Below are 22,472 nucleotides of genomic sequence, written 5' to 3'. Positions count from 1 at the left end.
TATGAATGTACAAGATGCGTTAGTACTCTTAAAAGATCAAGGATATAAACATACAGATAAGAGAGAAGAGATGCTTTCTTTATTTGCAGATAGCGACAAATATTTAACGGCTAGAGATGTATTAGAAAAAATGCGAGATCATTATCCAGGTTTAAGTTTTGATACAATTTATCGCAATCTTTCATTGTTTGTGGATTTAAACATCTTTGAGATGACTGAGTTATCAGGTGAAAAGCATTTTCGGTTTACTTGCTCACACCAGCATCATCACCATCATTTTATTTGTCTTGATTGTGGGAAGACAAAAGAAATTGATACATGTCCAATGAACGGCTTGTCAGAGCGTTTAAACGGATATGATATTTCTGGACATAAATTTGAAATTTACGGTAAATGCCCTGAGTGTTGCGCATAAGCAAATAAAAAAGTCTGGTGGTAAGAGAGAATCTATACCACCAGACTTTTTTATATTTCAGCATATTGACAAATGATCGCATGCATCATTGTCTACATTTTCAGTAATGCTTTTTCTTATTGTGTTTTCAGCCAATTTTCTACCCAGTCATAGGCTTCTTTCCAATTCTTAACCCTGATTACTCCACTTGGGATTGGTTCTCTATTATAAGGAGTATCGAATAGTATGACTGGAATATTACATTGTTCATGAATCATGACTGCATTGTCATGCTTGTCTTCGAAAAAAATATCGACGTTATATTTTTTTGCAGCTTGAATTTTATTATGAGTGCCGATTAGTTCAATATGATGGTAAGCTAGTTGTTGGTTTGTAAACCAATCTGTTGTAACCTGCAATAGCGAATCGTTCCTTGCACTTATAAAGTACAATTCATGGGATTTATACCATTCTGTTAATACTGCTTTTGCGCCATCAGTGATTGGTGAATTGGAATAAATCGTAGGTTCTGTGTCTTTAAACCACTGGCCAAATTCCTTTTCAGTTACATCCACTAGTGGCATCAAGTCATATTGCTTAATATCGTCTAATGTTAAATTCAACTTAAATGCATCGTTTAAGTACGGTATCATTGATGTCGGACATGTAACCGTACCATCAATATCAATACCAAATCGTTTCTTCATTTGTTTTCACCTTCATATTCTTGTATCTTTAGTAATAACCTATAACAATATCTTAACAAATATTTGGCTTCCTCGAAAGCAATCGTATACTGACAACAAAGTAAAACATTAACATCTTTATTTTATCTTCTTTCGCAAACAATAAAAATGCTCCACTTTTACAGCAATAATTGAAGAGGAAGCGAGGGATTTAGATGGAAGATCGCGAGCGATATGATGAAGATTATGATCTTCGTCATAGTGAACAAATTGGTGAGAAAAACGATTTTGGTGCCCGGGATTATACTGAAGAAACCTCAGCTGAATTTGTTGCACCTATATCATACGGAGAGGGCCGTGGGGTTGATCGAGACAATGATCGACCAGCAGAAGGTAGAGGAATGGGAATTACCGGACTGGTATTATCCATCCTTTCACTTTTTGTCTTTCCTGTTATTTTAGGTGTAGCTGGGATTGTACTTGGATTTATTGCAATGCGTAGGGGAGCCGTTGGATTAGGGAGCTGGGCAATTGGGATTGGTGCAGCATCATTAATCATTGGAATATTCGTCCTGCCGTTCTTTTAACTAATTTGACGACAAAAAAGCCTGAGTGTTTTACTCAGGCTTTTTTCTTACACATTTTCAGTTTCTTGTAGTTCTGCTTCTTTTTTAGCTAAATATTCTTCATATATTTTATCGATTTCGATCTTTAACTCATCTACCATTGTTTCTTCAGGAACCTTACGAACGATTTTTCCTTTACGGAATAATAAGCCTTCACCACGAGCACCAGCAATTCCTATATCAGCTTCACGTGCTTCACCTGGTCCATTTACAGCACAACCAAGAACAGCAACTTTAATAGGAGCTTTGATCTTCTGAATGTATTCCTCAACTTCGTTAGCAATGCTGATGAGGTCAATTTCAATACGTCCACAAGTAGGACATGAAATGAGAGTTGCAGCATTTGAAGATAATCCAAAGACTTTCAGTAATTCTCTTGCTACCTTCACTTCTTCAACAGGGTCTGCGCTAAGAGAGATTCTTAAAGTATTCCCGATTCCTTTATTAAGGATTGCACCAAGTCCAGCTGCACTTTTTACTGTACCAGCAAATAATGTACCTGACTCTGTAATCCCTAAGTGAAGTGGGTAATCGAAAGCTTTAGATGCTTTTTCATATGCTTCAATCGCTAAATTCACATCAGATGCTTTCATGGAAACGATAATATCATGAAAGTCTAAATCCTCTAAAATTTTTATATGATGCAATGCGCTCTCAACCATTCCATCCGCAGTTGGGTATCCATATTTTTCAAGGATTCTTTTCTCAAGGGATCCAGCATTTACTCCGATACGGATTGGAATTCCTTTTTCTTTAGCAGCTTTAACAACTGCCTCGACTTTTTCACGTCTTCCGATATTACCAGGGTTAATTCTGATTTTATCTGCTCCACCTTCGATAGCAATTAAAGCAAGCTTGTAATCAAAATGAATATCTACTACTAGTGGAATATTGATTTGTTTTTTTATATCCGCAATTGCTCTAGCAGCTCTTTCATCTGGACAAGCTACACGTACAACTTGACAGCCGGCCTCTTCTAAACGTTTAATTTCAGCTACTGTTGCCTCAACATCGTGAGTTTTTGTTGTTGTCATGCTTTGAATAAATAACTCATTACTTCCACCAATTGTTAACGGCCCGACTTTTACAGGACGGGTTTTTGTGCGATGTATGATTTCACTCAATGGAGATTCGCTCCTTTATAATAAATCTTTTCTTTATATATGAACTAATGATTTAAACACATCCTATTGTATCAATGAACGGTATGAATTGACAAGAAAGAAGTCATTACTTAATGATAGTCCGGAAAACGATACATTTGTCCGATTTGTATTTTTACGGGTTCTTGTCCGTTGTTTAACACTTTGAAATCATAGATCACTCTATCTAGACTAACTGGTACTGCTTGATTTGAGTGTTTCTCTAGAATGGTTAATACGGTATCCCCATGTTCTACTGTGGCCTCAAAAAAAGGAATGCTTGATTGTTGAGCTGTACTATTTGCCTCAATCACAGCTTCATTCTCTATTCCTTTTAGTGTCCCATTATTAATATCGTGAAAAATTGCATAACCCGAAAGAAGGATTAATACGAATACAAATAACCTTTTCATTCTAGCACCTCTCATACATCTATTGATTACAATATATGTATGACCTTAATGATGATTTTAGAACGACTAATATTTAATAAATTTCACTTTTTTATAGTAATAGGCATTGCTATAGACGTAAGGGTTTGACTATTGATCAACAGTTATTTATAAAAATGACTTATATGAAAAAGCCTCCAAATCAAAACTTTGATTTGGAGGCTTTTTATTTAGCGTATCAGCTCTTCTTTAGGTTGATCAGGAATTTCTTTGATTGCCAGCAGAAGTACAATTGCACTGACTGCCCAGTTAATGAGACCGCCATTTGGTACAGTCGTTTGCAACGCATCCATAATCGTGAAGAAAATAGTTGACAATGTGATACTGTAGGCTGACATTCTCCATGCATGTCGATATTCTAACGGCTTTTGTAAAATGTTTTTAATCAATACACCGATTAATGCGATGATTGAAATTTCAATAAAACGTATTGCTGATGCAAAAAGGAATACGATAATGCTCATGATTGGTAGGACAATCATTAATGCTGTATTAGCTGTACTCATTAAATCGGCAATACTTTCATTCGTTAATGTGACATTACCTAGCATTGAATAAGGGTAAGATTGTTGTTGCCCGCCATTAGAAAATATGAGTTCGTTTTCCAAAAAGGCAACACTATTATTGTATTGAGTAAGCATTTCCTTTGTAAGACTTCCAGTTGAATCGAAGAAGACCACCAATGCGTCCTTATTAATCGTAATCGGCTCATTATATTCAGACCGCAATTGGCCTCCTTCGATTGTAAAATCTGGGAATTCCTCATGAACCGTTTCCTCAATGATCTCGAATCCATCGAGCAAGGTTGCGTTCAGCATATATATGGAAGGAATAACTGAAATCGCACTTATTAAAAATACATATAGAATCGTTTTACCTATTCCTTGAAAACGAAAGGATGAGATATCCTTCGGCGAATAGATGCTTTTGATAAGTTGTTTAAAAAGATTCATTCATACACACACCTTTTATGTAATTAACTCTAATCTCATTCTATCTTGGTTGCATTATTTGAACAAGTAATTAAGGGGCTGAATGAATATTCAGTTTTTTGTAATCAAACTGTAATATAAAAGCTAGAATGTTAAGGGATTGTAAATTCACTTCGTTTTTTATTTACAATTCACTCTAACATCCTTAATAATTGTATGGGCATGTTGATTTATGTCGAGAAATGTATAGGGGTTGAATCTATTGGAAGATATTAATATACAGCAAACGATATTCAATTTTATCGGTGGGCTAGGAATCTTTCTCTTTGGTATTAAATCAATGGGAGAAGGTTTACAAAAGGCAGCAGGGGACAGTTTAAGAGATTTATTAGATCGCTTTACAACGAATCCATTACTCGGCGTTTTATCGGGGATTGTTGTCACTTTACTCATACAAAGTAGCTCTGCAACAACTGTAATTACTGTAGGGTTAGTAAGTGCAGGCTTTATGACATTAAGGCAAGCAATTGGCGTAATTATGGGTGCGAATATTGGGACAACTGGAACTGCCTTTATAATCGGTATTGATGTAGGTGGCTATTCTTTGCCTATGATTGCACTTGGGGTATTTTTAATATTCTTCTTTAAAAATAAGAAGGTGAATAATGTTGGCCAAGTTATAATGGGATTTGGCGCGTTGTTCTACGGTTTGGAATTAATGGGTGATGGAATGAAACCTTTAAGCACTTTACAAGCGTTCCATGATCTAACTGTTTCAATGAGTTCTTATCCACTTCTAGGGGTAATTGTTGGTACGACATTAACTATGATTGTTCAAAGCTCAACAGCTGCTATTGGAATACTACAAGGATTGTATTCCGAAGGATTAATCAATCTAGATGCAGCCTTACCAGTATTGTTTGGAGACAATATTGGAACTACGATCACGGCTGTCTTTGCCGCATTTGGAGCATCAGTTGCAGCAAAAAGAGCAGCTGCTGTACATGTAACATTTAATTTGATCGGTGCTGTAATCTTTTTAATTATTTTAGATCCATTTACGAGGTTGATGGCTTATATAGAGACAAGTACTGGTATTAATGGTGCATTAACCATTGCAACAGCTCACGGATTTTATAATGTAACAAACACATTAATTCAATTACCATTCATAGCCGTACTTGCTTGGATTGTTACGAAAATTATCCCGGGTGAAGATACTGTAATTGAGTATAAAGCAAAGCATTTGGACCCTGTTTTTATTCAGCAATCTCCTTCAATTGCTTTAGGGCAAGCAAAAGAAGAAGTATTAAGAATGGGACAGTTCTCAATTAAAGGTTTAGAGGAAACATTTGAATATTTAAAGACAGGTAATAAGAAACACGCAGAGAGTACATTCCAAATTGAAGATGCAATTAATAATTTGGATCGAAAAATAACTGAATACTTAGTGACACTCTCTACAAGTCCATTGTCTGAACATGAATCAGAAGAGCATACATCTTTAATGGATACCGTTCGTGATATTGAGCGAATTGGAGACCATTTTGAAAATATAATTGAATTAATTGATTTCCAAAAAGCTAACAAGGTAAGTATTACAGACTCTGCTCAGGGTGATCTGGAAGAAATGTTTAGCTTAACGATTGCAACTGTTCAAGAGGCCCTACAAGCACTTGACCATAATGATAAAAAGCTAGCGATTGATGTTGTAACGAAAGAGGAACAAATCGATCAAATGGAAAGAAAGCTTCGTAAGCAACATATTATTCGTTTAAATGAAGGCTTATGTAATGCTCAAGCAGGCATCGTTTATGTTGATATAGTCAGCAACTTAGAACGAGTAGGTGACCATGCTGTAAATATCGCTGAAGCAGTAATTGGCGAGCACAAATAAAATAAAAGAGAGCTGTTCAAAATGTCATAATTGCCATTTTGGACTGCTTCCTTTTTTATTTATATAACATATATACTCAGACTAACCTTGTTGTTTTTATTCTAGCCTTCACGCAAGTGTTTTCTAGATAGCTTGAGTTTGTATTAACTTTTTTGTCTTTATAATAACCAGATAAGGTAGATTATTGCTGTTCTTGCTTTTTGTTTCCTTCACTTAATTCACTCCGCAAATTTCAATTGGGCAGTTCTGGCAGTCTACCTCTTCTTTTAAAAAGTTGATATTATGGAGGGTGAATTTTTGTTGATCATACGAAATTATGTCTTTTTCTCGCAATTCCTTCAACATTCTTTGGATTACTTCTCTCGTACCATAGGTTAAATTTGCGAGCTCTTGGTGAGTGAGGACTAAGTCAATTAAGACGCCTTTTTCCGTGCGTACGCCATAGCTATTCGCTAATCGTATTAACATTGAATAAAGGCCACCTTTTTTTCCATTAATGATTAAGTCTTGGCATTTCATCTGTGCTTTTAAATAGCGACTACTTAACCATGATGTCATATTTGATAATAAAGTTTGATCATTTAAAATAAATTCCTCGAATTGCTCTCTTTTAATAAGAAGAAGCTCACACTCAGTCATCGTTTTTGCAAAGAAATGATAGCGGGGGTCTTCCTTGAAAACTTGATACTCCAAAATAATTTCTTCATCTTTTAGTATTTTTAGGATGAATTCTTTTCCTTTAATATGATGTCTACCTAACTCGATATTTCCAGATAACAATAAGTAAATATGATCTACTGGATCCTTTTCTTGAAAAATCATCGTATTTGCTTTTACTTTTTGAATTCGATCCTTTGCCATAAATTGTTGAACGAGTAAGCTATATAGGGAAACATTAAAATGAGTCATTGGTGGCACATCCTTTTTCTTCTTTATACTTTGATTAAAATAAAGTCCGATTGACGTGTCAACGCTTGCCAACGGTTAACATCACATCACCTTGTAGCAATTAGTTGAATAATGCTTGATATGATAAGGTTTATTGCAATTTTGACAAATTCCCGAAAATGAAGGTAAACCAAACAGTGTGTAAAAAAATGCCTCAAGTGATCGAATATTTAATCACTCATTTTGTGCATAATGGAAAGCTGATTGTCAGAGACTACCCTTGAGTAATGAAGGGGAGTTAAATTTATGAGTGCAGTGACTAAGATTATAGGCGATGTAGAATTAACGAAGGATCTTATTTTATTACTTGTTATCGGAGGATTGTATTCATTAAGTATCGCTTTATCAAATACATTCGTTAATATCTTCTTATGGAAGCAGTCAGGTGAGTTTATAGATATTGGCTTGTATAATCTGGCAATTGTTATTTTACAACCATTAACTTTTATCGTAGCTGGACGCTGGGCGAAAAAAATTGACCGAGTCATTGTTCTTCGTTTTGGTGTCATTTTTTTAGGTTTGTTTTATTTAGCAGTCCTTTTATCAAGTGATCAAGCCTCAAAATATTTATTATTGCTTGGTTCATTATTAGGGATCGGATATGGGTTTTATTGGCTTGCATTCAATGTCCTCACGTTTGAAATAACCGAGCCGGAAAACCGAGATTTTTTCAACGGGTTTCTTGGAATTCTAACATCTGTCGGTGGAGTATTTGGACCAATTGCAGCAGGCTATATCATTTCAAGGCTTGAAGCATTCACAGGGTATACGGTTATCTTTGGAGCATCCTTGATTCTTTTTGTCGTCGCAGTCGTCTTGAGTTTTTTTATTAAAAGAAGGCCAGCAGAAGGAAAGTATCACCTTGTACGACTGATAGAAGAGAGAAAGAAAAATAATAATTGGAAATTAATTTTACAAGCACATGCATTTCAAGGGATTAGAGAAGGTACTTTTGCATTTATCATATCAGTGTTTGTTTTTATATCAACTGGAAGTGAATTAGCATTAGGTACTTTTGGGCTTGTCCACTCAGGGATCTCATTTCTCACCTATTATTTTGTTTCAAGGCTATTGAAGAAAAACCAGCGTAAGAAAGCCGTGTTAATTGGTGGCATTATGCTGTACTTAAGCATCTTTATTATCATCTTTGATTTGTCTTATACCAACTTGCTTTTATATGCAGCTGTGATTGCGATTGCTTATCCATTATTATTAGTTCCGTATAATTCCATGACTTATGATGTTATTGGGACTGGCTGGAAGGCAGCAGAGATGAGGATTGAGTACATAGTTGTGAAGGAACTATATTTAAATCTTGGAAGAGTAATTTCGATTGGATCCTTTATATTGACTGTTACTTTTTTTAATCATCAACAAGGGATTTCGATTTTGCTGCTAATACTAGGAACGGGACATTCGCTTATTTATTTCTTTATAAAAAATGTAAATACATCGTTAGCATAGAAACCATCGTGTTTTTAGTAATAGAGGATTTATTTTCCACGCTTCGATATTGGTTATGAATAGAATTTTTCTTCTATTTCTTTTACAATAAAAGAAATATGAAATTTTTTAATGCAGGAAGTGTGGTATTTTAATTTGACTACGAAGAAAAAGAAGAAAAATCATGTATCTATTCGACTGAATGTATTGTTTTTTGCAGTGTTCATTTTGTTTTCTGTTTTAATTCTGCGTCTTGGCTTTGTTCAAATCGTAAAAGGTGAAGATTATCGAAAAGAAGTTGAAAGAACAGAAGACGTAACCATCAATAACCCAGTTCCACGGGGAAAAATTTTTGATCGAAATGGGCAAGTTGTTGTAAATAATACCCCGCAGAATGCAATTACATATACAAACAGTGGTGTTCGTCAGAGTGAAATGCTAGAAGTTGCTGAACGATTGGCTACATTAATTGATAAAGATACATCCAAAGTGCAAGTTCGAGATATGAAGGATTATTGGATCATCCGTAACCCTGAGCGTGCAGAGCAATTAGTAACGGATGCGGAAGAGGAACAATTAAAAGAGGAAAATGAAGGGTCAGCCTTTGATCGCGCTGTTTATCAGTTGCAATTAGATCGCATCTCTGAAGAAATGCTTGAGCAGGAGTTAACGGATCAAGATATGGAAATTATCGCGATTTTCCGTGACTTTACAAGTGGGTACGCTCATACACCTCAAATTATAAAAAACAAGGAAGTTACAGATGCGGAGTTTGCCATCGTCAGTGAGAACCTACAATTACTTCCTGGTGTAGATACAACAACGGATTGGGAGCGCCAATATATGTTTGGCAATACATTGAAATCCGTATTAGGTCGTGTAACAAGTTCGGATGAAGGTGTTCCTTCTGAACAGCTTGATTATTATCTTGCTAGAGATTATAGCAGAAATGATCGAGTAGGACGAAGTTATATTGAAATGCAGTATGAAGATGTTCTTTATGGACAGAAGGCAAAAGTGAAAAATGTAACTGACAAAGCTGGAAACATTTTAGATACAGTCGTCATCTCAGAGGGACAAAGAGGAAAAGATCTTTTCCTAAGCGTCGATATGGATCTACAATTGGAAGTTGAGAAAATTGTAGAAGAAGAACTTTGGGCAGCTAAAGGATCACCAGGAACAAATTTATTAGATCGTGCCTATGTTGTATTAATGGATCCGTATACGGGTGAGATTTTATCCATGTCTGGAAAAAGATTAGTTAGAGATTCAGAAACAGGTACATTAGAGATGTATGATGATGCTTTAGGCAATATTACAACGACATATAATGTCGGTTCTGCTATAAAAGGAGCAACAGTCCTAGCAGGTTATAATGATGGGGTAATTAACCCAGGAACGGTCTTTGTTGATCGCCCATGGTTAATTGCAAACACGCCACCGAAAAGGTCTTGGCGGAATTTTGGAAGCTTGAACGATTTAACAGCATTAAAGGTTTCTTCGAATGTGTATATGTTTGAAATTGCGACAAGGATTGCGCAGGGGCAATATCGCCAAAATCAACCACTACCTATTAATATAGAAGGCTTTGATAAAATGCGTAATTACTTTGCTCAGTTTGGATTAGGTGTACGTACAGGTATAGACTTGCCTAATGAACAAGCTGGCTTTAAAGGACAAAGCACATTGCCCGGTCATCTACTCGATCTATCGATCGGGCAATATGATACGTACTCAAATATGCAACTTGCTCAATATGTCTCAACGATTGCAAATGGTGGATACCGAATGGAACCTCATATTGTAAAAGAAATTCGTGAGCCACTATTAGATGAAGAGGAAATTGGTCCGGTTATTCAAGAGATTTCACCGAAAGTATTAAATCGTCTTGATGCTGAAGAAGGGTGGATCAAGCGGGTACAAAACGGGTTTGAAAAGGTAATGCTAGAACAAGGTGGGACTGCATATGCATACTTTGGCAACAAAGAATATACATCTGCAGGTAAAACTGGAACTGCAGAAGCGTTTTATGATGGTCCTGAAAGAAGCAATTATGATGCGCCACCGGAAGTAATGAACTTGAGCCTTGTTGGCTATGCGCCTTCTGAAAACCCTCAAGTTGCAATGGCTGTACTTGTGCCTTGGGCTTTCCAAGGGAATTACGATCATAAAGCCAACTTGAAAATCGGAAACCGCGTACTAGATGCATATTTTGATCTAATCAAAACACGTCAACAAGCACAGCAGATTGATTCTACTGGAACAAATGAAGAAAATGAAGAAATCATTGATCAGGGACATGAAGAAGTAGAAGAACAAGAGTAATTAAAACCTGAAAGGGTGTCAAGAGACACTCCTTCAGGTTTTTTTTGTAGAAAAAAAATCAACTCTCTGAACAAAATGCATTTAATGGCTCATGTACATTGAATTGATTTGGTCATTAGTATTCTACACCTCTTAACGAAGGACAAGTATTACTGACCAATCCGAAATAAAAGACCGTCTTTAAGAGAAGCACCACAGGACCTTAATGAATATGAATGAGCCTCTTCAATTTGTCCAGTGTAAGCGTCTATCCGTTCTAGGTCATAAAACAACACCCTCCCGAAACCATTTCTCGCGACATTCGATTTATGCTTGTCGCGTGGCTAATTAAGGCGCATGTCCTTTTCTTTTGCCCTAACTGTTGAAGTATTCACCTGAAGGTTGACTAGATTAGTTCCATTTTAAGAGACTGCGAACAAATTAATAGTAGAAGTTTGCATTTTTTTAAATTTACTTACAATTTACATTTCTTCATCTTGTCTTTACATCTTCTTTATACGTGCTTTACAGTAGGCCATTATTCTTATAAGTGTAAGACAAACACTTATCACCAAATAGGGGGAAGAATGAATGAATCGCTTAAAAAAGATAATGGGGTCATTTTTATTTGTAATGATGGTACTAGTATTGGCAGCATGTAATACCTCTGAAGGCAATAGTGAAGAAACCAATGATGGAAATGAACCAGAAGGCAACCAAACTGAAGAAGCCCTACAAGGTCAAGTAAACATTGATGGATCATCTACAGTTTACCCAATTATGGAAGCAGTTGTTGAAGAGTTTGGCTTAACACATCCTGAAGTGAGAGTTTCACTAGCGGCATCAGGAACAGGTGGAGGATTTAAAGCGTTTATTGCTAAGACAACAGATATTAGCAACGCATCTCGTGTCATTAAAGATGAAGAAAAAACAGAGCTTGGTAATGCAGGCGTTGATTTTACAGAATTTAAACTTGCGAATGATGGAATTTCCATTGTTGTAAATAAAGAAAATGACTGGGTAGATTCATTAACACTTGAAGAATTAAAGCAAATGTGGGTTGAAGATGGAGAAAGCAGAAAATGGTCTGACATTCGTCCTGAATGGCCAGAAGAAGAAATTAAATTCTATTCTCCAGGAACAGACTCTGGTACGTATGACTACTTTAATGAAATTATTTTAGAAGATACTCCAATTGTAGAAAGTGCAACATTATCAGAAGATGATAACATTCTTGTTCAAGGTGTAGCAGGAGATAAAAACGCAATCGGATTTTTCGGATTCTCTTACTATGTTGAAAACCAAGATCGCTTGAAAGTTGTTGCTATTGATTCAGGAAACGGTCCAGTTGAACCAACACATGATACAGTTGAAAGCAATGAATATGCACCACTTTCAAGGCCACTATTCATCTATGTAAGCCATGAATCATTAAAGAAACCAGAAGTATATGAATTTGTGAAGTTCACATTAGATAATGCAGATGTACTATCAGAAGAAGTTGGCTATGTGAAATTAACAGATGAAGAGTATAAAGAAGGATTAACAGCTCTAGAAGCATTGAAATAAAAACTAGAGAGATAGGATCAAAAGATGAGAGGGAAACTTCTCATCTTGTCCTTTTTAACGCAAAAAAGGGGGGATTTACATTGAAACAACAGTCATTGCAATATGATGTGCAACAAATAATTGCAAAACAAAAAGAGAAAAAAAGGCTTTCACATTTCATAGAAAAAGGTATCCCAATCCTCTTGTTGATGACAGCTATTGCATCTGTTTTAACAACATTTGGTATTGTTGTTACATTGTTATCAGAAACGTTCACATTTTTTACTAGAGTTTCTATTAGCGAATTTCTTACCGCAGAAAAATGGTATCCATTTTCTGAATCACAAGGATCTTTCGGAATTATGCCATTAATCTCAGGTACGTTAAAAGTAGCGATGATCGCTGCATTTGTAGCTGTTCCGATTGGTGTATCCTCTGCAATATATTTAAGTGAATATGCACCAGATCGGGTTCGCAGAATTGTTAAGCCAATATTGGAAGTATTAGCTGGGATTCCAACAATCGTGTATGGATTCTTTGCTCTAACATTTGTAACACCCATTTTAAGAGAACTCATTCCTTCATTAGAAATTTTTAATGCATTAAGTCCTGGAGTAGTTGTTGGAATTATGATTACACCGATGATTACATCATTATCAGATGATGCGATGTCTTCTGTTCCACAAGCTGTTCGAGAAGGTGCCTACGGACTAGGTGCAACAAAATTTGAAGTTTCACTAAAGGTCGTTTTACCAGCAGCGATTTCAGGAGTCATAGCCTCGATTGTATTAGCAATCTCAAGGGCAATTGGAGAAACGATGATTGTAGCGGTTGCAGGTGGCTCAACGCCAAACCTAAGCTGGGACATTACTTCATCTATTCAAACGATGACAGCGTATATCGTTCAAGTTTCTCAAGGTGATGCTGGATATGGAACGACGATTTATTACAGCATTTATGCAGTTGGCTTTACCTTATTTATCTTCACATTCGTGATGAACATCTTAGCTCATATGATTTCTCGCCGTTTCAAGGAGGAATACTAACATGAAATATGTGAATGAAGAGAAAAGGGATCGAGCTCGAAAGCTACGTTTAGTGAAAAATGGGATAATGAAATGGTTGTTTGCAAGTGCGACCGTTTTCGGCTTGCTTGTCTTAGGGATTTTACTATATAGAGTATTATCACAAGGATTACCATTTTTAAATTTTGAGTTTTTGCAAAATCTTCCTTCAAGAAACCCGGCACAAGCAGGTGTTAAGACTGCATTTATTGGTACAATTTGGCTAATGTGTGTCGTTGCACCAATTACTTTATTTTTAGGTGTTGGCACAGCGCTTTACTTAGAAGAATATGCAAAGAAAAACAAGCTAACATCGTTTATCCAGCTTAATATTTCTAATCTAGCAGGAGTGCCTTCTATTGTATTCGGCCTATTGGGATTAACGGTCTTCGTTCGAGCACTTTCTTTAGGAACTAGTGTTATAGCAGCTGGACTTACTATGAGCTTGCTTGTGCTGCCAATCATCATTGTTTCGGCACAAGAAGCGATTAAATCGGTGTCAAATGAGCTAAGAGAAGCATCTTTTGGAATGGGAGCAACAAAGTGGCAGACAATCTACCGAGTGGTTTTGCCTGCAGCAATCCCTGGTGTGCTAACAGGTGCAATCTTAGCATTGTCAAGGGCTATAGGTGAGACAGCTCCACTTGTTGTTCTTGGACTACCGCTTTTCCTGGCATTTTTACCGAAAACTGTATTTGATATGTTTACAGTTTTACCTATGCAAATTTACAATTGGACGAGTCGCCCGCAGGAGGATTTTCATGCCGTGGCAGCAGCTGGAATTATTGTATTACTAACATTGCTCATCTTAATGAATTCGATTGCTGTCTGGATTCGAAATAAGTTTCAAAAGCGTTATTAATAAATGGCGGAGGGTGAATATACATGCAAATTCTTAAAGAACGACAAATAATAGAAGAAACTAAAATAAAGGAAGCAAAACCAAATGTCTTCGAAACAAATGGGTTAAATTTATGGTATGGAGATCACCATGCACTAAAGGATATCCATTTAAGTATCGCTGAGAATGAAGTAACAGCAATAATTGGACCTTCAGGTTGTGGAAAATCAACTTATATTAAAACATTAAATCGCATGATTGAAAGAATTCCAATTGTTCGCACGCAGGGAACGATCTCATATAGAGGAAGAGATATCTTTAATACAAGTTTTGCTGTTGAGGAATTAAGAACGAAGGTAGGAATGGTGTTTCAAAAGCCGAATCCTTTTCCTAAATCGGTGTTTGAAAATGTTGCTTATGGTCCAAAAATTCATGGCATTAAAGATAAAAAACTTATTAAAGAAATTGTAGAATCAAGTTTAAAGAAAGCGGCATTGTGGGAAGAGGTAAAGGATCGCTTGAGTGAAAATGCTTACGGCTTATCAGGCGGTCAGCAACAAAGACTTTGTTTAGCCCGTACATTAGCGATTGAACCCGATGTCATTTTAATGGATGAACCAACCTCTGCGCTCGATCCTATTTCTACTTTAAAAATAGAGGAGTTATTGCAAGGGTTGAAGAATGATTACAGTATCATTATTGTTACGCATAATATGCAACAAGCAGCAAGGATTTCCGATAAAACGGCATTTTTCTTAAATGGAGAGGTCGTAGAATTTGGAGAAACAAATACTCTGTTCTCTAAGCCTTCTGACCAAAGAACAGAAGATTATATTACTGGGCGTTTCGGATAAAGAAAGAGATTTATCAGACGGAGGGGATTCATGTTGTCTATTAGAGAAAAATTCGATTTTGAATTAAATGAACTCCAGGATATGATTTTAGAGCTTGCAGATTTTTCAAAGCAAGCGTTAAATCAGTCCATTGAAGCGCTAGAAACTCAAAATATGGAGAAGGCGCTTTCGATTATCGAGGGAGATACGAAGGCAGATTTATTGGATGAGGAAATTAATGATTTTGCGATTCTACTAATTGCAAAACAGCAACCTGTTGCTATTGATTTAAGAAGAATTATTGTAGCGATAAAAATTGCAACAGACATTGAAAGAATTGCAGATTTTGCTGTTAATATTGGCAAATCAACTATTCGTATTGGCTCTGAACCACTTGTAAAACCAATCGAGCACATAAAGAAGATGCATGAAATTACAATTCAAATGCTGTCATTATCCATTGAAGCTTTCCAAGAAGAGGATCTTAGGAAAGTAAAGGATGTAGTAGAGATGGATGATCTTGTTGATGATTTGTATGGTCAAACAATTGTTGAGCTCCTACAAATAAGTGCAAAGCAGCCGGATAAAATATCGCAAATTACCCAGCTCTCATTCATTTGCAGATACTTAGAACGAGCAGCAGATCATGTAACAAATATAGCAGAGCATATCTTCTATTTAGTGAAGGGTAAGCAATTTAACTTGAATAAATAAGAAAAGCGCTAAGCTCGTTTCTATTGGCTTATATGTGAATTTAAGCCTGTGAGCCAGACCTTAAGAAAAAACGAATATAAAAGCAAATATAAAAGCAGTGGATTTCGCATCTGAAATCACACTGCTTTTTCACATTTTTTTAGAGCGAAAATATACTAACGGAGCAGAATAGTTCAAGATCAGTCTTTTTGTAACGAAATTAACAATAACATCGTCTACACATTAAATGAGTAACTTAGAAGTTCTAATTTTAAAATTGGAGGGGCTACAATGAAATTTGCTTTATTGTTAGTAGTCTTATTTACCCTGAGTTCCTGTGACAAGGATACTACTAATGAGTACGCAAAGAATACAACTGTGGTCTCAGGAGATATTACCATAGATAGTGCTATAAACACAGAATTTACGACAAGCACTGAACGGAATATTTTACAAAATCATCCTGAATATTTAGCTAAAAATGAAGGTGAAGTTTCTGAGCTAGATTTTCAAATGGCTTATGAAATGTGTGTGAGAGTGCTTAATGACTATTACAAAGCCGTCTGGAACGGATTGGAAATTGAATTGGATACATTTGTAAACAACGATAATCTTAAACAGTATACGAAAAAGAAAATTCAATCCGAACATAATGTAAAAGGCAAATTTAATGATAATGTCCAAAATATTGAGATTGGGGTTTGGGAAGTGGAGTATACTGAGGGTGTGGATGGAGGTTTTCTCTATTTAAAGTTACCTGTGGAAATTATTAAAGATGTAGGTGGTTTTGGTGAAGTCACTGAATTTCTTGTACGTAATATAAACAGCAAGTTAGTCATTGCCGATTGGTATACTGGTGGGAAAGATAGTTACGATTTCTTGGTGCGTGATGAAAATCCAACAATTGACAAACCTAATATTTGGAATGATAGTGAATGGGTAAAGAAGTTGAATAATAAACAGGAAGAATTTTCAGGCTCAACTCGATAATTAGTTATTTACAACTAACATGGCAATCAAAGTTTGTTATAACCTACAAAATTAAAGAAAAAAGCAGAGCTAATTCATATGTGATTAGCTCTGCTTTTATAGCTGTTTTTATCTCTGCGGGTACCTCAAAAGAGAATGACTTATTAAAATTCGGCTTCCCTTTTTAGCTTTTTGTAATTAATTTGGCAATTTCACGATAGCTCATATCCGACTTTAAACGAAAGCTTCCTTTTTGTAGCTTTGTGCTATAGCCATGTTCATCCAGGTAAATTGAAAATTCATTTCCGTCAATGATGATTTCATTCTCCTCTAAATGAGAGCCAACATGAGCAGGTGTCATGCCATCACCAATTTCTAATGTGAATTCGATTATTGGTTCTTCTGCAGGTTGTTCTTCGCTAATTGGTTCTGTCTCTTCTGTAAGTTCTTTAAACTCTTCGTTTGACAGGATAACATTATTTTCTGCTTCTAAAAGGTTAATAGCTTCTTCCAGTGAGGGGGTTGCTTTAATCTCTGAGTCTGAATCGAAGCTTAAATAGGCAATGCCAATCATAGTAGTTGAGAATAGAACTCCATATGCAAAGGAGCGAGTGCTTCTTTTATTCATGTAAATCGCCTCGAAACTTCATTTCTGTTACAATCGCTTGTACCTTCATTGTATCTAATGAAGACTGTTTAGCAATCTGTTCTGTTGTAAGTCCTTGCTTATATAGAAGGATAACTTGGTTTTTTATGATTTCATGAACATCTTTTGGTTCGTTTTTTTCTGATTGGCTTTTTGATTGCTGTGTTACTTTTGGGGGAAGTTGAATGTCTTCAAGCAATAATTCCTCTTCTAAAAGCTTTAGCTTTTTTTTGACTGAATACATGTCCTGAATATGTTGCATATTCATTTGATCTAATTCTGATTTTAAATGCTTATAAGGATCTTTTTGAAAGATCGATAATACGAATACAAGCACTCCAAAGACAAGCAGTGCTATTAATACAAGTTCCATTTCATACACCTCTTCACAATAAAAGACAACCTCATTTTATCATAAATCTTTCGACATGAACCGCAAAGGTTTCAAATTTTGTGATTATCTGTCATGTTGGCATCATTATAGAGGAGGGAAGGATTGTCGAATTGCGATTTTTTTATTTGAATTAAGAAAAAAAATAACTTTTTTCTCAGGTCCCAATTAGTCTCATCAATAACCGACAAAAACTGTTTATTGTGTGTTCTGATAGTTGGTGCTACGATTAATTCATAAGAATTTTCTGATAATGAGACAAGGAAGTTGGACAAGCATTCTGTCGTTCAATTTGAACATTTTGATAGACTAGCTAGTTGAGAAGAACAAGAGGGAGGCTTCATGATGAAAGTGGAACATGCTATTCAATCATTTGATTATGTATCTGGAAAATCTTCAATCAAAAAGTTAACATTACAGGCATGTGTATTGGTGGACGATCAATTGTATTGGCTAGATGATGGACTTGAAAAGGCCTTTCATGAAATCGGTTTATCTTTAAGGTTTGTAGAAGGACCGATTCATTCAAAAGTGAAGTACTATCGCATATATATAATCAATCATATGCCCGTAAAAAGATCGGTTCGATTATTTATTATGTATTATAATGATTTTTCTATAGCGGAGAATTTAACCTTTATCTCTCCAACTGAAAATATGATTTATCACATCACAGGCGAAATGATTCATATGGTGAACGGAACTTTTCTCGGTCAGAAATATTCTGAAGCATCAGTCATTCCATTATGGAATATGAAATCAGAGTCACTGTGGTTAACTGAGGGGAGATTAAAATATCAACCAATGAGGAAAGGAAATGCAATCAGTGTATATGCGCATGACATTGATTTCCCGGGAAAAGGAATGAAAGAAGGAGATACTTGGATTGTTAAAGGAGATAACAAATGCGAAGTGGAAAAACTTAATCGTCTCCTTTTAAAAAACACACTAGCATTTCCAATTAAAAAGTGATATTATAGAAAAGTCGTATGAGCGAACTAGCATTTCATAGTTTGGAGGGAAATTACATGCGTGTAAATATTACGTTAGCTTGCACAGAATGTGGAGATCGTAACTATATTTCTAAAAAAAATAAAAGAAACAATCCAGATCGCCTTGAGCTTAAGAAATATTGCCCAAGAGACAAGCGTTCTACTGCACACCGTGAAACAAAATAAACAGTAGGTATTCTTACCTGCTGTTTTTTTGTTGTCTAGGAAAGTATTACTTCCTTTGGTTAACTTCTAATGTGATGAAAGAGGAAATGGTGAAGGATATGAATGAATATAAAAAAAATCTTCGACAGCAGCTTCAAGTTCGATTGCATAATAAAGATCGTAACGAATATGAACTTCAATCACAGGCAATCGCAGATCAGCTTTTTCAAACGGATGCATGGAATCAAGCCAGTACAATCGGTATGACTGTATCAAATTTTCCAGAAGTAGATACATATCGATTAATGAGAGCTGCATGGAATGCAGGGAAGAGTGTTGTCGTCCCAAAATGCATTCATCGGACTCGACAGATGATCTTTCGTGAAATAGCATCCACAGATGACTTACAAAAGGGATACGTGGGGATTATGGAGCCAATTGAACATAACACGACGGAGTGCTCTCCTGATAAAATTGAACTTCTGCTCGTCCCAGGTCTTGCTTATACTAGGAAGGGTTATCGCTTAGGTTTTGGCGGAGGCTATTATGACCGTTATTTACAAACATACAGTGGGAAAACCATTTCGTTAGCATTTGAGGAACAGGTGATGACGAGCGTGCCGATTGAATCATTTGATCGACCAGTTCAATCAATTATTACACCGATAGGAATGATTAGTTGTCAATATGAGTGAGCTAATGCTGCTTTTATTTGTATTTCTTATTTCTATTTTTGCTTTTCGATATAAATTACTTACTAAGTCTGGTGCGATCGCAGCATTTTTTGTTGGAGTTGTCATTAGCGTAGGATTTGGCTTTAAAGGATTAATCATATTAGGAATGTTTTTTGGTACTTCTAGCTTCCTTTCTGTTTTTAGAAAACGGCAGAAGCAAGAAGCAAATCTTAAACAAGAAAAGGGTTCTAGGAGGGACTGGGCGCAAGTTTTTGCTAATGGAGGCGTTGCTAGTATTGCGAGTTTATTGTATCTTCTAACAGCCCAAGAGATGTTTCTTATCGGCTTTGCCATTTCTTTTGCAAGTGCGAATTCAGATACTTGGTCTTCTGAAGTTGGCTCATTAAGCAAGAAGAATCCGATTTCGATGATTGGTTTTAAGCAAGTGGAAAGAGGAACCTCTGGTGCAATCAGTGCAATTGGAACATTTGCAGGCATTATTGCATCATTCTTAATCGCGATTACAGCATTCATACTATGGGAGTTGACAATTGGACAGCTCGTACTGATCACTCTCTTAGGATTGATTGGCAATTTTATAGATACACTGCTAGGTGCATTTGTGCAAGCAAAATATAAATGTAGAGAGTGTAAGAGTGTTGTTGAAAAGCTAATTCATTGTCATCACCCAACAACGTTAATTAGTGGGATTCGCTCGTTCAATAATGAAGTAGTGAATTTTTTATCCTGCTTCATCGCAACTGCACTAGGTGTCTTATACTTTGTTCTCTTCTCTTTTTTTTAGTGGATAATTGTAGAATGATATTCACAAACTATAGAAAAGGAGGAGAATTATTCGTGCAAAAACTAATCTCTTTATTTCTCATTGGTATGGGAGGATATTTGATCTATCAAAACCGATATAAATTTATGAATTCCTTTTTGGGAAATCCATATCTTCGTCGCTTCGTAGTTGGAACAATGATGGATCTTCCGTCCTTCAGATCACGTATGATGAAATCAATTTTTATGCCGTAATGATTAGAACACAAAATGTGCCGCAGGATAGTGTCCTGTGGTTTTTTATTTTAATGAAGCCAACTAGGTCTTTCTATTTGTTTACGTTTTATTTATAAAGGAAATAAGAATAGAGTGGGTATTTCTTTACAAACTAGGCTCGCATTGCCTATAGTAATAGCAGGATTAGTTATAGATGAGAGTGAAGTGGTAAGTTTTGAGGATTCAAAAAGAGTACTTGTTTTGGAAGTTAGCCCTGTACTTTATTACACAAGAGAACTATAGAGTTGTACAATTGATGAAAGATGATCATGAATTATGGTTAGAAAAAATGGAGAACAAACGATACCAAGTCATTCGAATTCTAGCCTCTGACTTGGACTGGAGCAATTTAATTCAACGAGATATCGAAAAAACAGCAATGAATGGTGAACGAATACGCAAAAGACTGCGAAAAAGAAGAATGAGCATACTCAACCTTTATGTGAGTACATACCCTCCTGTAGATGATTACGAATTTCGTTTGGAAAAGCCTTTTGTTCACGAAGGAAATAAGACAGACGTGCGTTCAATCCTTCTCGATACACAACATGTTAATGATGCAATCCTTTCACTTAATACCCAATATAATGGAGAACAGCCCTTTGTTTTTGAACAAGAGGAACAAGTTTATGATATCGATTTGCTGAAGCACTCTGTTATTCAAACCGCTAAAAATAGAACGAAACAAGAACAAGCTGTGTTTTCATACAGTAAACCTTTATTTACATACTTGTTTCTGATTACGCAAGTACTGATGTTTTTATTTTTAGAATACAAGGGTGGCAGTACGAATACGGCAGTTCTATTAGAATATGGTGCGAAGTTCAATCCGCTTATTTTAGAAGGAGAATGGTGGAGATTTATAACGCCGATTTTCTTGCATATTGGGGTTTTACATTTATTAATGAATACACTGGCATTGTTTTACTTAGGTACAGCAGTTGAGAGAATATATGGTCGAGCAAGATTTCTATTTATTTACCTGTTCGCAGGCTTCTTTGGCTCCTTACTTAGCTTCATCTTTAGTGCGAGTTTATCAGCAGGAGCTAGTGGTGCAATTTTTGGTTGTTTCGGTGCGTTGCTCTATTTTGGATTGATCCACCGTAATCTTTTCTTCCGAACAATCGGGTTGAATATACTATTTGTACTTGGTATCAATTTAGTGTTAGGGTTCACAATTCCTGGAATAGATAATGCAGGTCATATAGGCGGATTAATCGGTGGGTTCCTATCAACAGCAATTGTTCACTTCCCAAAGCAGAAGAGTCGCTATACACAGCTAGTTTTTGCAGCAATATCCGCCATATTGGTGACTGGGCTACTATACTATGGATATTCAAATCCAGAGGGTAGATATGATGAACAAACAGCGATTCTTATGTCTCAAGAATATATTGACAAGGAAGAGTTTGATAGTGCTGAAAAATTATTAACACGATTTGTCGATATACATGGTGAATCAGCTAATACATTGTTTTTAATCAGTTATGCTCAAATTAAGTTAGAGAAATATGATTATGCTCTTGAGAACTTAGAAGCAGCTGTAAGGATTAACCCGTCGATGCATGAAGCTCATTATAACCTCGCACTTCTTTATATTGAGGAAGGAAACTTTGACGACGCAAAAGAAAGCGCAGAGGCAGCTTTAAAAATCGATCCGAACCGTCAAGAGTATATTGAGTTAATAGAACAGTTTCATCGCTGGCAAGGATCTTAATCTTAATTCTTCGACAAATAAGGATTGCTAGAACCGGCTTTACTGAAAGGTGTTCG

At 36.0% G+C, this 22,472-nt stretch carries 24 protein-coding genes; 17 read left to right on the top strand and 7 right to left on the bottom strand.

Features of this window, described 5'->3' with window-relative positions; all coding sequences use genetic code 11:
• The first annotated feature begins 1 nt into the window (after position 1).
• Positions 2-415, top strand: coding sequence for a zinc uptake transcriptional repressor Zur (zur, locus tag AC6F34_RS05095; protein ID WP_500769589.1), 414 nt, complete (start codon positions 2-4; stop codon positions 413-415).
• Positions 416-531: 116 nt separating this feature from the next.
• On the opposite strand, the gene AC6F34_RS05090 is transcribed toward zur, so the two are convergent.
• Positions 532-1,101 (bottom strand): 5' nucleotidase, NT5C type, encoded by a 570-nt coding sequence (locus tag AC6F34_RS05090; protein WP_500769587.1) that lies wholly within the window; start codon positions 1,099-1,101, stop codon positions 532-534.
• Between the two features lie 194 nt (positions 1,102-1,295).
• Between AC6F34_RS05090 and AC6F34_RS05085 the strand changes: the two genes are divergently transcribed.
• Positions 1,296-1,667: a hypothetical protein gene (locus AC6F34_RS05085; RefSeq protein ID WP_500769585.1), complete on the top strand. Its 372-nt coding sequence runs from the start codon at positions 1,296-1,298 to the stop codon at positions 1,665-1,667.
• Between the two features lie 47 nt (positions 1,668-1,714).
• Here the strand turns inward: AC6F34_RS05085 and ispG are convergent, their stop codons facing one another.
• The 3 genes from ispG to AC6F34_RS05070 all read right to left on the bottom strand — a co-directional run bounded on the left by ispG (position 1,715) and on the right by AC6F34_RS05070 (position 4,253).
• A complete protein-coding gene (gene ispG / locus AC6F34_RS05080; RefSeq protein WP_500770153.1) occupies positions 1,715-2,821 on the bottom strand; it encodes a flavodoxin-dependent (E)-4-hydroxy-3-methylbut-2-enyl-diphosphate synthase in 1,107 nt (368 codons plus the stop codon).
• A gap of 119 nt (positions 2,822-2,940) precedes the next feature.
• On the bottom strand, positions 2,941-3,261 hold the full coding sequence (gene yqfZ, locus AC6F34_RS05075; RefSeq protein WP_500769583.1) for a protein YqfZ: 321 nt from the start codon (positions 3,259-3,261) through the stop codon (positions 2,941-2,943).
• A 209-nt stretch (positions 3,262-3,470) separates the two neighbouring features.
• A complete protein-coding gene (locus AC6F34_RS05070; RefSeq protein ID WP_500769581.1) occupies positions 3,471-4,253 on the bottom strand; it encodes a DUF1189 domain-containing protein in 783 nt (260 codons plus the stop codon).
• A 241-nt stretch (positions 4,254-4,494) separates the two neighbouring features.
• On the opposite strand from AC6F34_RS05070, the gene AC6F34_RS05065 reads away from it, so the two are divergent.
• Positions 4,495-6,129 (top strand): Na/Pi cotransporter family protein, encoded by a 1,635-nt coding sequence (locus tag AC6F34_RS05065; RefSeq protein WP_500769579.1) that lies wholly within the window; start codon positions 4,495-4,497, stop codon positions 6,127-6,129.
• 213 nt (positions 6,130-6,342) lie between these two features.
• Here the strand turns inward: AC6F34_RS05065 and AC6F34_RS05060 are convergent, their stop codons facing one another.
• Positions 6,343-7,038, bottom strand: coding sequence for a Crp/Fnr family transcriptional regulator (locus tag AC6F34_RS05060; RefSeq protein WP_500769577.1), 696 nt, complete (start codon positions 7,036-7,038; stop codon positions 6,343-6,345).
• Positions 7,039-7,323: 285 nt separating this feature from the next.
• On the opposite strand from AC6F34_RS05060, the gene AC6F34_RS05055 reads away from it, so the two are divergent.
• The 8 genes from AC6F34_RS05055 to AC6F34_RS05020 all read left to right on the top strand — a co-directional run bounded on the left by AC6F34_RS05055 (position 7,324) and on the right by AC6F34_RS05020 (position 16,793).
• A complete protein-coding gene (locus AC6F34_RS05055) occupies positions 7,324-8,541 on the top strand; it encodes an MFS transporter (protein WP_500769575.1) in 1,218 nt (405 codons plus the stop codon).
• Between the two features lie 135 nt (positions 8,542-8,676).
• A complete protein-coding gene (locus AC6F34_RS05050) occupies positions 8,677-10,845 on the top strand; it encodes a peptidoglycan D,D-transpeptidase FtsI family protein (protein WP_500769573.1) in 2,169 nt (722 codons plus the stop codon).
• Between the two features lie 570 nt (positions 10,846-11,415).
• Positions 11,416-12,393, top strand: coding sequence for a PstS family phosphate ABC transporter substrate-binding protein (locus tag AC6F34_RS05045; RefSeq protein WP_500769571.1), 978 nt, complete (start codon positions 11,416-11,418; stop codon positions 12,391-12,393).
• 80 nt (positions 12,394-12,473) lie between these two features.
• Positions 12,474-13,418 (top strand): phosphate ABC transporter permease subunit PstC, encoded by a 945-nt coding sequence (pstC, locus tag AC6F34_RS05040; RefSeq protein WP_500769569.1) that lies wholly within the window; start codon positions 12,474-12,476, stop codon positions 13,416-13,418.
• A 1-nt stretch (position 13,419) separates the two neighbouring features.
• Positions 13,420-14,298 (top strand): phosphate ABC transporter permease PstA, encoded by an 879-nt coding sequence (pstA, locus tag AC6F34_RS05035; protein WP_500769567.1) that lies wholly within the window; start codon positions 13,420-13,422, stop codon positions 14,296-14,298.
• Between the two features lie 23 nt (positions 14,299-14,321).
• Entirely contained in the window at positions 14,322-15,131 is an 810-nt protein-coding gene (gene pstB, locus AC6F34_RS05030; protein WP_500769565.1) for a phosphate ABC transporter ATP-binding protein PstB, read from the top strand.
• Positions 15,132-15,164: 33 nt separating this feature from the next.
• Complete coding sequence (gene phoU, locus AC6F34_RS05025) at positions 15,165-15,824, top strand: phosphate signaling complex protein PhoU (RefSeq protein ID WP_500769563.1); 660 nt, start codon at positions 15,165-15,167, stop codon at positions 15,822-15,824.
• A gap of 270 nt (positions 15,825-16,094) precedes the next feature.
• Positions 16,095-16,793 carry a hypothetical protein gene (locus AC6F34_RS05020; RefSeq protein WP_500769561.1) on the top strand — a complete coding sequence of 233 codons (699 nt, stop codon included), beginning with the start codon at positions 16,095-16,097 and terminating at the stop codon, positions 16,791-16,793.
• 163 nt (positions 16,794-16,956) lie between these two features.
• Here AC6F34_RS05020 and AC6F34_RS05015 read toward each other — a convergent pair whose 3' ends face one another.
• Together AC6F34_RS05015 and AC6F34_RS05010 are read right to left on the bottom strand one after the other, a co-directional pair.
• Positions 16,957-17,400, bottom strand: coding sequence for a hypothetical protein (locus tag AC6F34_RS05015; RefSeq protein ID WP_500769559.1), 444 nt, complete (start codon positions 17,398-17,400; stop codon positions 16,957-16,959).
• Complete coding sequence (locus AC6F34_RS05010) at positions 17,393-17,791, bottom strand: hypothetical protein (protein ID WP_500769557.1); 399 nt, start codon at positions 17,789-17,791, stop codon at positions 17,393-17,395. Before AC6F34_RS05010 ends, AC6F34_RS05015 begins: the two co-directional genes overlap by 8 nt.
• A 363-nt stretch (positions 17,792-18,154) precedes the next feature.
• Here AC6F34_RS05010 and AC6F34_RS05005 point away from each other — a divergent pair, with 363 nt between their 5' ends.
• The 6 genes from AC6F34_RS05005 (at position 18,155) to AC6F34_RS04980 (ending at position 22,416) form a co-directional block, all read left to right on the top strand.
• Entirely contained in the window at positions 18,155-18,781 is a 627-nt protein-coding gene (locus AC6F34_RS05005; protein ID WP_500769555.1) for a hypothetical protein, read from the top strand.
• A gap of 56 nt (positions 18,782-18,837) precedes the next feature.
• Positions 18,838-18,987, top strand: coding sequence for a 50S ribosomal protein L33 (gene rpmG, locus AC6F34_RS05000; RefSeq protein ID WP_053434400.1), 150 nt, complete (start codon positions 18,838-18,840; stop codon positions 18,985-18,987).
• 98 nt (positions 18,988-19,085) lie between these two features.
• Entirely contained in the window at positions 19,086-19,661 is a 576-nt protein-coding gene (locus AC6F34_RS04995) for a 5-formyltetrahydrofolate cyclo-ligase (protein WP_500769552.1), read from the top strand.
• Between the two features lie 4 nt (positions 19,662-19,665).
• The gene (locus AC6F34_RS04990; protein ID WP_500769550.1) at positions 19,666-20,445 is read left to right on the top strand and encodes a DUF92 domain-containing protein; all 780 of its coding nucleotides are present in this window, start codon (positions 19,666-19,668) and stop codon (positions 20,443-20,445) included.
• Positions 20,446-20,498: 53 nt separating this feature from the next.
• Entirely contained in the window at positions 20,499-20,678 is a 180-nt protein-coding gene (gene yqgO, locus AC6F34_RS04985) for a protein YqgO (RefSeq protein ID WP_500769548.1), read from the top strand.
• A gap of 196 nt (positions 20,679-20,874) precedes the next feature.
• Entirely contained in the window at positions 20,875-22,416 is a 1,542-nt protein-coding gene (locus tag AC6F34_RS04980; RefSeq protein WP_500769546.1) for a rhomboid family intramembrane serine protease, read from the top strand.
• Positions 22,417-22,472: the final 56 nt, after the last annotated feature.

It is taken from the genome of Niallia sp. CD-39, from assembly GCF_059874745.1.
This window is presented reverse-complemented; position numbering and strand designations above follow the sequence as displayed.